Origin of the sequence: Pedobacter nyackensis (genome assembly GCF_900176505.1) — a bacterium.
GTDB classification, from domain to species: domain Bacteria; phylum Bacteroidota; class Bacteroidia; order Sphingobacteriales; family Sphingobacteriaceae; genus Pedobacter; species Pedobacter nyackensis.
In genome coordinates this window covers 115,877-128,866 of sequence record NZ_FWYB01000004.1, presented here as the reverse complement: position 1 = coordinate 128,866, position 12,990 = coordinate 115,877, and the positions used below count along the sequence as shown (strand labels likewise).

At 39.3% G+C, this 12,990-nt stretch carries 10 protein-coding genes; 2 read left to right on the top strand and 8 right to left on the bottom strand.

Translation table 11 applies throughout. The features are described from left to right. Window positions 1-133: 133 nt before the first annotated feature. The 5 genes from B9A18_RS10330 to B9A18_RS10310 form a co-directional block, all read right to left on the bottom strand. Complete coding sequence (locus B9A18_RS10330) at window positions 134-922, bottom strand: inositol monophosphatase family protein (protein WP_084289215.1); 789 nt, start codon at window positions 920-922, stop codon at window positions 134-136. 10 nt (window positions 923-932) lie between these two features. Then, window positions 933-2,087, bottom strand: coding sequence for a prolipoprotein diacylglyceryl transferase (locus tag B9A18_RS10325; RefSeq protein WP_084289214.1), 1,155 nt, complete (start codon window positions 2,085-2,087; stop codon window positions 933-935). A 31-nt stretch (window positions 2,088-2,118) separates the two neighbouring features. Continuing rightward, window positions 2,119-3,438 carry a tRNA (N(6)-L-threonylcarbamoyladenosine(37)-C(2))-methylthiotransferase MtaB gene (gene mtaB, locus B9A18_RS10320; protein ID WP_084289213.1) on the bottom strand — a complete coding sequence of 440 codons (1,320 nt, stop codon included), beginning with the start codon at window positions 3,436-3,438 and terminating at the stop codon, window positions 2,119-2,121. 70 nt (window positions 3,439-3,508) lie between these two features. After that, window positions 3,509-4,078: a UbiX family flavin prenyltransferase gene (locus B9A18_RS10315; RefSeq protein ID WP_084289212.1), complete on the bottom strand. Its 570-nt coding sequence runs from the start codon at window positions 4,076-4,078 to the stop codon at window positions 3,509-3,511. Between the two features lie 151 nt (window positions 4,079-4,229). Beyond that, a complete protein-coding gene (locus B9A18_RS10310) occupies window positions 4,230-6,902 on the bottom strand; it encodes an outer membrane beta-barrel protein (protein ID WP_084289211.1) in 2,673 nt (890 codons plus the stop codon). A gap of 214 nt (window positions 6,903-7,116) precedes the next feature. On the opposite strand from B9A18_RS10310, the gene B9A18_RS10305 reads away from it, so the two are divergent. Further along, window positions 7,117-7,986, top strand: a complete 870-nt coding sequence (locus B9A18_RS10305; RefSeq protein ID WP_084289210.1) for an AraC family transcriptional regulator — start codon at window positions 7,117-7,119, stop codon at window positions 7,984-7,986. Window positions 7,987-7,997: 11 nt separating this feature from the next. Further along, window positions 7,998-9,866, top strand: coding sequence for an alpha-L-fucosidase (locus tag B9A18_RS10300; RefSeq protein WP_235005288.1), 1,869 nt, complete (start codon window positions 7,998-8,000; stop codon window positions 9,864-9,866). Between the two features lie 14 nt (window positions 9,867-9,880). Here the strand turns inward: B9A18_RS10300 and B9A18_RS10295 are convergent, their stop codons facing one another. The 3 genes from B9A18_RS10295 to B9A18_RS10285 all read right to left on the bottom strand — a co-directional run bounded on the left by B9A18_RS10295 (window position 9,881) and on the right by B9A18_RS10285 (window position 12,981). Further along, window positions 9,881-10,981: an SGNH/GDSL hydrolase family protein gene (locus tag B9A18_RS10295; protein WP_084289208.1), complete on the bottom strand. Its 1,101-nt coding sequence runs from the start codon at window positions 10,979-10,981 to the stop codon at window positions 9,881-9,883. Window positions 10,982-11,066: 85 nt separating this feature from the next. After that, window positions 11,067-11,831, bottom strand: coding sequence for an SDR family oxidoreductase (locus tag B9A18_RS10290; protein WP_200816347.1), 765 nt, complete (start codon window positions 11,829-11,831; stop codon window positions 11,067-11,069). Window positions 11,832-11,856: 25 nt separating this feature from the next. Next, complete coding sequence (locus tag B9A18_RS10285) at window positions 11,857-12,981, bottom strand: DUF4861 family protein (protein WP_084289206.1); 1,125 nt, start codon at window positions 12,979-12,981, stop codon at window positions 11,857-11,859. Window positions 12,982-12,990: the final 9 nt, after the last annotated feature.

The following is a 12,990-nucleotide window of genomic DNA, read 5'->3' as shown; positions in this document are numbered from 1 at the left end:
TCATGCTTGTTTTTCAAAGTTTTAGATTGTTAATTTTATTTTCTGGTTTTTGTTCCTCAATCAACATTTTTTTTCTGGCACTCCAAAAGTTCCTTATAATGACTTCATTAGCTAAAACATTATTCGTAGCTTTTTAAAAATACGATTTGATCGTTGTTAAAATTTCCCCGGTAACTTTACCATTAGTCGCTAAAATTTCCCGTTTATCCATAAATTCATCACCACCACCAAAGTTTATTACATGTCCCCCTGCCTGTTGTACCAGATAAGCACCGGCTGCTACATCCCAGGAGTTCAGGTTGTACTCGAAGAAGGCATCGAATCTGCCACAGGCTACATAAGCCAAATCTACCGCTGCTGAGCCAATCCTTCTTAAACCATGACATCTACGCATCATTTCGGCAAAAAGTTGCATGTACTGAGCTTGTTTATCAAATTCGTGATAAGGGAATCCGGTAGCCAGGAGACTATCCGACAGCACAGATCTTGAAGAAACCCTTATAGGCTTATTATTTAGATAAGCCTCGCCACCTTTATAGGTGTAAAACATCTCGCCCCTGTTGATTTCATAAACCACTCCTATTACAGGCTTATCCTCTTCATACAAAGCAACACTAATTGAATAAGTGGGTATGCCATGAATAAAATTGGTTGTTCCATCCAGAGGATCTATGATCCAATTGTAAACCGCTCCTTTAACATCTTCAGTTTCTTCTTCAGTAGTGAATCCGGCATCAGGAATAAGCTTGGTTAAATTTCTAACCAACTGAATTTCGGCATGTTTATCCACATACGAAACCAGGTCGTTCAAGCCTTTGAATTCAATCGCGTTCGGATCAAAATTCATAGATTCTTTTCTGATGAAATTGCCGGTCAGCCGGGTGATGGCAACCACTTTAGAACATAATAATTCGTAATTCAACCTATAAGGATTAGTAATTAGCCAATTTTTCTTTATTTCTCACCGAGTAAAGGACAAGCAGCAATCCAGCTAAAAACATCAGACACGATATCAATTCCGCCTGCGTAAACTGTATTCCTGCAACATTGTATTTAGTATTTACCCTGATCAGTTCGATAAAGAAACGTTCCACACCATTCATCATCAGGTAAATTCCAAACATCATTCCCGGCAATTTAATACGATCGCGTAATTTCCATAAGATAAGGAACAGTATAAAGCATACAATTACTTCATAAAGTGGCGTTGGATATGCAGGTTGAACCAATTCATTACAGAATTTACCAACGCATCCAGGGATAGGTGCACCTTCATTAGCAACATTATTTGGATAAGAATATGCCCAAAGCCAATCAGGCAGCCAGGAAACCGGCTTAGGATTTAGATTTGGAATCCCCCAATCACCATCGCCCGACATGTGACAACCAATACGGCCAATGCTATAGGCAAGCATCATCCCAGGTCCGCCAATATCCAGCATATGTAATACCTTTATTCCATTTTTACGGGCGATATATAGAACTGCAGCACCACCACAGATCAGTCCGCCATAAAAAGTTAAACCACTAAAAGAAAGCAGGCTATTAATTGGGTCGGCTACAAAACTGTCCCAGTGTTCTAGATTATCAAATATCTTGGCTCCTAAAAAGCCCCAAACTGCAGCCCATACAATCAGGTTACCCATTAATTCATGAGGATGCTGGGTTACTTCTACGACTTTAGGTTTGTCTAGTTTTACTTTATTTTTTTCCTGATAATCCCAGTATGCAAATAGGCCGGCAAAGAATAAGCCGCCTAAGATATTTCCTTTGGTAGACAACAATACCGTTTGAGCGTCACTTACAAAAAGCTTATAATTTAATAATGCATAAACAAGTTTGTAACCGATCAGGAAACCAAAAATTGCGTTAGAAGCGATCTCTATGGTACTTGCGGGTTTACCAATGGTAATCGTTTTTTTGATTGCATGTATAACCCCAAGGGCTTCTTTACGCTTAAATTCTTTTGTAAAAGCCCAATAACCGCCAATAAAGGCCAGGGCTACGAAAACACCAAATGTATTAAAGGGAAGCGGAACTTGTATACCTAAAAGGTATTCTATAAAATGAGATACGGTCGGAAACATAAAGCTAAAATAGTTTTATGCGAATATAAGATTAATGCGCTAATACTTCTTGTGTTTCTGCAACTTCTACCTCACCATCTGCCGTTAACTCGACCAATTTAACCGTTTTGATTTCATTTACCATAACTGGGTCATACTTGGCTTTAACTTTCACATAGTTTTTGGTAAAACCATGCATAAATCCATTTTTCTGATCGTCTTCAAAAAGAACTTCACCAATAGTATTCAATTGCGATTGGTAAAAAGCTCTGCGTTTTTTATCCGACAAGATATGAAGCATTTTGCTACGGTCTGCACGGGTACTTCCCGCAACGCTACCTTTCATCTCCGCAGCTTCTGTTTGCTCACGTTCAGAATAGGTAAACACATGTAGGTAAGAGATATCCAATTCATTCAAAAACTGGTAGGTATCTAAAAAGTCTTCATGGGTTTCACCCGGGAAGCCCACAATTACGTCAACGCCAATGCAGCAATTCGGCATCACTGCTTTAATTTTAGCAACGCGCTCGGTATACAATTCGCGTTGGTAGCGACGCTTCATCAGTCCCAATATTTTATTAGAACCTGATTGTAGCGGAATATGAAAATGCGGAACAAATCTTTTCGAGGTGGCTACAAATTCAATGATTTCATTGCTTAGTAAGTTAGGCTCGATTGAAGAAATCCTGATTCGTTCAATACCTTCAACCTCATCTAATGCTTTTACGAGGTCAAAAAACTTATCTTCACGCTTACCATCTCTTATTCCAAAATCGCCAAGATTTACCCCTGTTAATACGATTTCTTTAACCCCACTTTCAGCGATTTGCTGAGCACGGTTCACTACATTTTCGATGGTATCGCTCCTGCTTCCGCCACGCGCCAGAGGTATGGTACAATAGGTGCAAGGATAATCACAACCATCCTGTACTTTTAAAAAGGTACGGGTACGATCGCCGATAGAATAGGCGGCAATAAAATTATGATTTACTTTTTCTATGTTTTGCTGGTGAATTACAGCTTTAGGCTGCTTGGTCAGGTCGGAAATAAATTCAACAATTCTAAACTTCTCGGCCGCACCCAAAACCATGTCCACGCCTTCAATTTCAGCAATTTCGACAGGCTTTAGCTGGGCATAACAACCAACAATAGTAATATATGCATTAGGGGCATATTTCAGGGCCTCTTTTACTACCTTACGGCACTTCTTATCTGCATGCTCTGTAACAGAACAAGTATTGATCACATATACATCCGCAGCATCTGTAAAATCTACAACAGCATACCCTGCGTCGGTAAATAACCTGCCAATTGTTGATGTTTCAGAGAAATTCAACTTACAGCCTAATGTATAAAATGCAACTTTCTTCATTCTGTATCTATTGTTACTCAAACGGAATTAGCTGTTTGAGAATTTTGCAAAGGTAAGGTTTTAGATGATATTATTCCTCATTCCAGCGATAACTATCCTGTTCAAAGCCTGCCAGGTCGATAACCCTGCTTACTACCGTTTGCGCTACCTCTTCGATCGTTTTAGGAATACTGTAAAATGAAGGACTTGCAGGGCAGATAATCCCTCCTGCTTCGGTTACCGTCTTCATATTATTGATGTGAATGAGGCTAAAAGGAGTATCCCGAACCACTGCGATCAGTTTTCTGCGTTCTTTGAGGATCACATCCGCAGCTCTTGAAATCAGGTCATTTGAAATTCCATGAGCTATACGACCAAGGGTTCCCATGGAACATGGAATAATAATCATCGTGTCATATTTTGCAGAACCCGATGCGAAGGGCGCGTTGAAATCCATTTTTGGATAAAAAGTGAAGGGGTAATTATCATATTCTTCGTTACCCAACTCAAAGCGCCACACTTCTTTGGCATTGTCCGACATCACCACACCTACCTTATCTACCTGATCAGATAACCTTAAGAGATTATCCAGCAATAACTTAGCGTAAATAGAGCCGCTGGCTCCTGTAATGGCAATAATGACTTTCTTCTTCTTCCTCATAACTGGTATAAAGATACGGAAGCAGGCCAAACAAAAAAGGGCCGAAAATTAATTTTCGACCCTACATCTACCTATGAAAAACATACCCTCGAAAGGGTAAGCTCAAATGTAATTATCTTTTTTAATAAATGAAAGTTTGAACACACTTTTTTCAACTCTTTTTCTTACCACCAAAATTCTGCAATCTCATAGAAAAATTCATCACTACATAGCGGGTTACCTGATTACTACGGCTGTCGATAATTGAATTATTAGTTATGATCCTATTTACCGTATTTCCCTGATTGAGCAAGTCGCTTGCCTGAAGAGATAAGGAAGCCATTCGGTTTTTTAAAAATGTGGTTTCAATGGTTGCTCCTATCAATAAAGGGTTGGTTGAATTGATCGAGTAACCATTGTTAATCCTCTTCGAAGCATTCACCTGACCGGATAAATATTTTGAAGCTATAATCCTGGAATTCAAATTAAAAGACCAGGTTTCTATATCCCTTGAATTTGCCGTTGCCAAAGAATAATCATTCGCATTAAAACTATAGTTAACGCTGGTACCCATCGATACTTTTTTTGTATTTAAGGACGCTCTTAGCGATTGACTAAAATTGATGCCCCGATTATAGTTTTTCGCATTATCGGCGTATACTACAGCATTTGAATAACCTAAATTCCCTTCAAACGACAGGTTGTACTTACGTTCTGCAAAAGGCAAGGACAGCGAATAATTACTTCCAAAGTTGTAATTCCCATTTGCATTCTCGAAACGGGTCTCCTGTTTAAAACCACCTAAAGTATCAGGGATTAGACTAACATTGCTTACCACCTGGTTCTGGACTACATTGCCATTTAAACCTATTTGTAATGCTCTGCCACTGGTATTTCCAAATAACCTGTAACCTATATTTACAGAATGATTGAAGGATGTTTTAAGGTTTGGATTTCCAATAATTACATTTAGTAAATTTCTAGAATCCGGAACAGGTTGCAACTGTTCAAAACGAGGGGCAGTGGTATATCCGTTGTAATTTAAGTTTAAAGACTGGCTTTTCGAAAGTAAAAATCTTGCATCTGCAGTCGGGCTCATGTTCACCGTAGTTTGATTGACCTTATCAGCTCTACCTTCATAACTACCGGTCAGCGTACTTGGCTGCATGGATAAACCAAAACTGTAATCATACGCTTTTGAATTGTATCGATAACTCAATCTCAGATTATGACTAAGGAACTGAGAGGTGTATATATTGCTTAATGAATCAACGTGATTTGTTCTTCCCTGCACATCTAAAACACTTGTTTGCAAGCTATTATTGGTGGAATTTAAAGAAAGTGCATAACTTAAATCAATAGATTCTCTTTTTACAGTATCAGTAGCTTTACTAATGGGTTCACTAAAACTAAAACCGGCATTAAAACTATTGGTTTTATTCCTGGTGTCCACTAAACGGTTTAGTAAAGAATCCTTAACCAAAACATCTGCTTCCTTATCATAATAGCCTGTTTGCGTAAAAATATGCTCATCACCATTGGTACTATTGATGTTTGCTCCGGCATTTATCATAACAGTTCGCTTTTTCTTTTTACCAAGTCTCTTGCCCCAGTTAAAACTTGTTGAAAGTCCCGGATTGTCATTGCTGCTCCCACTTTCATTAAGTTGGTCCTGGCGTATCGCTCCGGTTTGGATTGAGTTAGATTTACGAACTGACTTATCACTGGTTAAATTCCCTCCCACAGAAGCATGAAAAAAGTCATCCTTCAAACGACCATTTACATCTATATTTACGGAGTTGCCCGCACTTTTTTGATTTGACTTACTGTTATTATCATTATAAATTGTTCCAATTTCATTAATCGTTTCTACAGCGCTCTCCATCTCATTTTCGTTGCGGTTCTGGTTAAAATTATACCCCCCACTAATAGAAAGCTGCTTATTTAATGGTTGTCGGATACTTCCCCCGGCAAGAATACTTTGGCTCATTCCTGCACTATTATTGGAATTGCTTACGCTGGTATTCATCCCTGTCTGACGATCCCCATTCCATAAATTTCCAGTTGCATTAAATCCATAGCGATTGTTCGTCCCTGCATTACTGCCGAAGTTTCCAAACCGCCCTCTGTTTCTTTCAGGTTTGGTAACCAGGTTTAATACTTTTCTGGGTTCTCCAGTTTTTATCCCAGTGAAATTGGCTTCATCACCATAATCATCTATTACCTGGATATGTGAAAGCATCTCTGCAGGCAACTGTTTGATGAACTCCTTCACATTTCCCGTAAAGAAATCCTTTCCATTAACCCTGATTTTGGTCAATTCTTTACCCATACTGGTTACTTTTCCTTCCTCATCTACCTCCATACCGGGCAACTGCTTTAGCAAATCTTCAACCCGATCATCTTCCCTAACCACATAAGCTCCAGTATTGTATTCTATAGTGTCCTTCATTACCCTTATCGGGCTGACCTTTCCGCTAATAACCACTTCATCCAACATCTGGACATCAGGCTTTAAGACGATCCCACCCAATTCAAATTCAGTTTGCTTGTCGGTAAATGTATACTTACCAGCATGAGACTTATAACCAATACCACGAACAAGTATATCAAAACCAGTCTGCCTGATGCCGCTAAGTAAAAACTTACCATCACTATCAGAACTCGTATTTATGGTATCCTTACCTGCAATCAAACGGATATGCGCGCTCGGTATCCCCAAATCGGTGCTGTCTTTAACCACCCCGCTTACTACTCTTTTTGTTTGCGCATTTAATTGTTGATTGAAGAGCAGGCCAATCAATACGAGTAAAAAAATAGTTCCTTTTGTTTTTGAGTTAAGCATTAATTTATTTTAAGAGGGGAAAGCATTTAAGAACGTTAGATCTGTATGAATATTATTCGTTACAGATGAAGCAAATAAAGTCGTTACAGACAATTTTTGCGCTGAAATTAAATAGATTAAACGATATTGGCATAATTCGTCATAATATTGACAGATATAAGGTAATTATAAAAGATTTTTATAAATTTAAGATTCCAATACCAAACCGAATATCATGAAACCTCAACTACTTAAAGTTTCTAACAATCTGGTCAATTCATTTAGTGCCAGGAGAGACAAAGTACCTTACATCAATAACCGTTGGCATTATCATGCCGAAGTAGAATTGATTTACTTTAAAAAAGGCAATGGTACACAGTTTATTGGCGATAGCATCAAACGTTTCAATTCGGGCGACATTGTCCTTGTTGGTGCCCATCTACCCCATTACTGGAAGTTTGACGACAGCTATTTCAATGAAGGTGAGGAAAACAATGCCGATGTTGTTGTAGTTCATTTTTGTGAAAACTTTTGGGGAAACCATTTTCTTTCGCTACCTGAAAACAAGGGTATGAAGTTAACACTGGAAAAAGCGCAAAGAGGAATTCAGATCATTAACAAAAGTAAAAAACACGTTGGGGAACTTATGGAGGAGATCCTCCTGGCCTCAGGTCCCAGAAGAATCATTCTTTTGATGGAGGCCTTATTGGCTATAGAAAATAGCTCGCTGGATAAGCCATTATCATCAATAGGCTTCCGAAATAATTTTGAAGAAACGGAGAATGACCGGATCAATGCTATTTATAACTATTCACTGGCCAATTTTAAAAGGAAAATACAGATGGAAGAAATGGCCGCTGTTGCCAACATCAGTCCCAATTCATTTTGCCGCTATTTTAAAACGAGAACCCGAAAAACTTACACCCAGTTTATCAGCGAAATCCGCGTTGGACATGCCTGCAAACTACTGATAGAAGACAGTATGAATGTAAAGCAAATCTGTTATGAAAGCGGCTTTCATAATTTCGCCAGCTTTCATAAACATTTTAAGGTCATTACCGGCCAAAGCCCTTTAAACTATCAGAAATCTTACCTTAGCAAATAATTTATTGAACCATGATGACTAGAACCACACCATTTAAAAGCCTGTTTATACTATTGTTTTTGCTTCCTCTTTGCAAGCTTTCTGCCCAGGAGACAACTAAAGAAAATATTTCTGCGAAAGCTCAAAAAATGGAGTGGTTTAAAGATGCCAAACTTGGTATTTTTATCCATTGGGGGATTTACTCGGTAAACGGTATTGCTGAATCATGGTCATTTTTTAACAATTACCTGAGCCACGATAACTATATGAAGCAGCTCAATGGTTTTAATGCTGCAAATTATAACCCTCAGGAATGGGTTAAACTGATTAAAGGAAGTGGAGCAAAATACTCAGTAATTACCAGCAAGCATCATGATGGTGTTGCCTTATGGGATACGAAAACTGAGAACGCGACTACTACACTAAAAAACAGTGCGGCCAAAAAGGATCTGATCAGCCCTTTTGTGACTGAACTAAAAAAATCAGGATTAAAAACAGGCATTTATTTCTCCTTGCCCGACTGGAGTCACCCGGATTATGATGGCTTTACAAGAGAACGTAAAAGATACAAATTAGCAGAAGCTCCTGCCCGCTGGAACAAGTTCAGCACCTATTTCCATACACAACTTGATGAATTATCTGCCAGTTTTAAACCGGATCTGCTGTGGTTTGACGGGGACTGGGAGCATACAGGTGAAGAATGGCAAAGTGCCAAAATATTGAGCAATCTTAAAAAATACAATCCCAATATCATCATCAACTCCCGTTTAAACCATCATGGAGATTATGAAACACCCGAACAAGGTATTCCCGTTTTAAAGCCAGATAATGACTACTGGGAACTTTGTTATACCATGAACGATTCATGGGGTTATCAGCCTTATGATTACAAATATAAATCACCTAATATGATCATCCGAACACTGGTGGATTGTATCAGTATGGGTGGTAATTTATTACTTGATATCGGTCCTAAAGCCGATGGCACCATTCCTGATGAGCAGGTAAACATCCTAAAGCAATTGGGCCGCTGGACGAATAAACATGCCGAAGCAATATATGGTACAAGGGCGGGAATTCCTGCCTGGCATTTCAGCGGAAAAACAGCCTTATCTAAGGATAAAAAAACACTCTATGTTTATGCTGACTGGGCCACTAAAACCAACGAAGAATTATTGCTGAGAGGCATCAAATCACAGCCTGTTAGCGCTAAAATTGTAGGGACAAAGATGGCAGCTAGCTTCAGCAAAAAAGGAAGCGACCTACTGGTAAAAATTCCTTCTTCAGCAGCAGATCAGGATGTAACAGTTATTGCTATAAAATTTGATCAGCCGATTGAATTACATGAGCTTTCGACGCCAAACACCAGTTTTGCAGACCTGAAAGAAAAAGGCACTGCTGATCAGCTTCTACTTAAAAAACTTGCCAATTCATTGCATGCAGGTAACAACCCTTTCCTGAACACCTCACTTGCAGTCGATGGAATAGGACTTGAAAAAGATAAAAACACCCTATCTCCAGGGTTGTACAACTGGATCACAAAAAATGCTGAAGCTTTATATAAAACAAGCAAGGGTTTACCTGGTGGTCATTATCAGGGAGCTAGCGCTTTATCGGCAGACAAGCAAACACTGTATCTTTTTGTTGAAGGAACACCAACCGGTCCTATTGCTTTAAAAGGTATCAAAAACAAGATCAGCAGGATTAGAATTGTTGGAGAAGGTACGATGATCGAACCTCAGCTCTTCAATAAGCTTTACTGGAGTGCGGTTCCGGGTATCATTTATATTCCAATACCGCAACCCCGGCTGGATAAAGACCTGACCGTAATTGCGGTATTGCTGGATGGGCCGTTAGACCTGTATCGTGAAAAAGTAGGCGCTATAGAAAGTAATCTATAGTAGCTGCCACACGCCTATTTAATTTTTCTGATGGCTTTTTCGTATGCATCAGCATAACGCATCATGCCAATATCATTTGGATGGGTTCCATCCACCATGGTATCAATGTCCTGATTGATCTCTGCTTTTGTTAGGGTGTATATATTCTTTACACCTTTAGCCTTTAAGGCAGCAAAAGCAGCTCTCAGTGCAATATTTACACGCTCGTAAGCCTTTTTCTTCTCTAAATTTATGCCGTCATCGGTATAGCCATCATGCTCTGTAAGCAGGATTGGAACGCCTGGTTTTTTCAGCTGCAAATGAGTTACCGCATCTTCAATTCTCTTTTTAATTTCATCGTTAGTAAAAGCCGCTCCCGTTAAGTTAGGTAAGCAATCCAATACATATAACCTGGCATCAATTTCAGGAAGCAATTCAACAATCTCCTTTTCTAATCTTCCATTGCCAGAAAAGGCCAGATTGATCATCGGCACATTTAACTTACGCCCTACGATGGAAGTCCAGGCTAAGCCCGGGCGACTGGCACAAGCACCTTGTGCAATTGAAGTTCCATAAACTACAATTGGTTTTTGCTTGCTTAAACCTGGAGTAAAAGTACTTTCCTCAGGCACACTGATTTCCATCCATTTTACAGAATTGTACAAAGGAAGGTATAAAGTATATTCCCGGACTTTACTATCCGTAGTTTTTAAATTTGGAAAACGGTATACAATGGTATCTCCAAAGGAGAACTTGCCTGCCGACCAAATCCAATTGCCTTTAGCATCTTTTGCATACAAATCGACTCCGCTAACACCAGTTGCAGGCATATGTGACATTTGTACTGGTCCGGTCACCTTGTACTTTACAACAATTTCCGAAGCATCTGATTTAAACTGAAGATTAAGACCGCTGCTGTTTTTAGATAAACTCCAAACCGGTTTGCGAACTGTGGATTCAACTTTTACTGGTAAACGATCGTAATAATTCTGTATCCCCGTATGCCAGCCTTGTCCGGCAACAACACTGGTCTGCTCCTGCTCCGGGTTCCAGGTTTTATAAACTGTTTCCTTTTGCGCAAAGGCGATATTCGTACTAAGAAGTACAAAAGAAATTAATAAGTAACGGTGTTTCATTTGTTTATGGTATTTGGTTTTCGAATATAAAAAAAGCAGACTGTAAAACAGCCTGCTTTTAAATATTATTTAAAATGTATAGACATTACCTGCCCATCCATCCACCATCTACCGTCATAACAGTACCGTGCATGTAACTGGAAGCTTCAGAAGCCAGGAATAAAACCGGACCTTTAAAGTCTTCAGCTTCACCCCATCTACCTGCAGGAATACGCTCCATAATAGAACGACTACGGTTTTCATCAGCTCTTAATGCAGTTGTATTATCTGTAGAGATATATCCGGGAGCAATAGCATTAACATTTACACCTTTTGCTGCCCATTCGTTAGCGAAAGCTTTAGTTAACTGTCCGATTGCACCTTTACTGGCTGCATATCCCGGAACAGTTATGCCGCCCTGAAAAGTTAACAATGAAGCAGTAAAAATGATTTTCCCACTCCCTCTTTCAACCATATCCCTGCCAATTTCCCTTGTAAGGATAAATGGAGCAGTTTGATTTACCGCGATTACCTCATCCCAATACTCATCAGGATGTTCAGCAATTGGCTTTCTCAGGATCGTACCTGCGTTATTTACCAGAATATCAATTACGGGATGATCCGCTTTCACTTTTTCACAGAATGCTTTTAAAGAATCGCGATCGTTAAAATTACACTGGTAAGCATAAAAGTTCCTCCCCAATTCCTTTACCGCAACTTCTACATCACTACCATCCAGTTCCAGATTAGCAGATACGCCAATAATATCGGCTCCTGCTTCAGCTAAAGCTTCGGCCATTGCTTTACCAATACCGCGTTTGCAACCGGTAACTAAAGCTATTTTCCCTTTTAAATTAAATAAATCTAATATTGCCATTTTCTTATTTCTTTTAATACTACAGCACACTAACCTTTAAAGGCTGCTGTAATTGATTTTTAAAATTACTCAGATAATTAAACCATGACTGCGCATTGGTAATTTCATTTGCTTTACTCCATGCCGAACCATTATAATAAACAAAAGGTTTGTTGTTAGTGGCCGATGCACGTGTAAGTAAATGCTTAACATCAGTACCCATGCTTAAGTTCTCTCCCAATACAATAGTACCAACTCCGGTTGTGCCATCAGCACCATGTTGAGGCTCCCAGTAACCAACAATACCTTGTTGCTCATCCATTAAAATGGTTCCAGGTTCTTTCCTTTTTACAATACCCACTGCTACAGGTAAAACATCACCACTGTAAGTGTAAAGTGCTTCAACCCTGTTCATATGCGATCCAGCATCCAAAGAAATGGTTTTTGTAACCTTTACCGATTTACCCGCCACGTCCCAGGCATCATAACCCAACTCGAATGTAGTACGTAATGGACCGTTATCCAATACTTTCCAATAATGGTAGTTTTTAGCAAAAACAATCGAATCCTTTATAATTGGAGCAACATCACCAGCACCCAATGTAAAACCAACGCTGTAATAATCCATTCCATCACCATGGTCTGTATGATAATCACCGGTTTTATACCATTCATTGATGACTAGCTTATTCGTTCTTTTTACCCAAACATCAGTTCCAAAAGCATTGTCTTTTCTGGTCTCCAATGCCTTTCCGTACATACGGAAAGCCACTTTATCGTTTTCCCATGCAAAATCATCATAACGTTCAGGAACATAACGACCATAAGTTTTTTTAACAACAGCAGCCGGTTTACCCGGTACAATCAGCAGTTTTGCACTACCATTTGCTTTCAAGCTAACCTGCACCAGAAGGTTTTTAACGGTAGCTTCTCCACGACGCTCCAATTGAAAGGGAACTTCCTTCTTTGTTAAGGAATTTACAACCTTAAAATTGGCAGTATCAATAGCCGGATATTTTGCGGTAACACTACTCCAGTTTACAGGAACAACAGCATTAGTTCTTTCCAGTTTTGAAGGGTTACTTACCGTGATGGTAGCCTTGGTTTGCGCCATTACCGGCGCATACAAGGCTGGAAACAACAATAAAAAGCCAAATATTTTCATGAGTATATA

What these genes read in the sequence shown, in the direction of transcription:
- B9A18_RS10295 (WP_084289208.1), bottom strand. Translation starts at nt 10,981, where the DNA reads ATGAAACACCGTTACTTATTAATTTCTTTTGTACTTCTTAGTACGAAT.
- B9A18_RS10300 (WP_235005288.1), top strand. Translation starts at nt 7,998, where the DNA reads ATGATGACTAGAACCACACCATTTAAAAGCCTGTTTATACTATTGTTT.
- B9A18_RS10325 (WP_084289214.1), bottom strand. Translation starts at nt 2,087, where the DNA reads ATGTTTCCGACCGTATCTCATTTTATAGAATACCTTTTAGGTATACAA.
- mtaB (WP_084289213.1), bottom strand. Translation starts at nt 3,438, where the DNA reads ATGAAGAAAGTTGCATTTTATACATTAGGCTGTAAGTTGAATTTCTCT.
- B9A18_RS10315 (WP_084289212.1), bottom strand. Translation starts at nt 4,078, where the DNA reads ATGAGGAAGAAGAAGAAAGTCATTATTGCCATTACAGGAGCCAGCGGC.
- B9A18_RS10305 (WP_084289210.1), top strand. Translation starts at nt 7,117, where the DNA reads ATGAAACCTCAACTACTTAAAGTTTCTAACAATCTGGTCAATTCATTT.
- B9A18_RS10310 (WP_084289211.1), bottom strand. Translation starts at nt 6,902, where the DNA reads ATGCTTAACTCAAAAACAAAAGGAACTATTTTTTTACTCGTATTGATT.
- B9A18_RS10285 (WP_084289206.1), bottom strand. Translation starts at nt 12,981, where the DNA reads ATGAAAATATTTGGCTTTTTATTGTTGTTTCCAGCCTTGTATGCGCCG.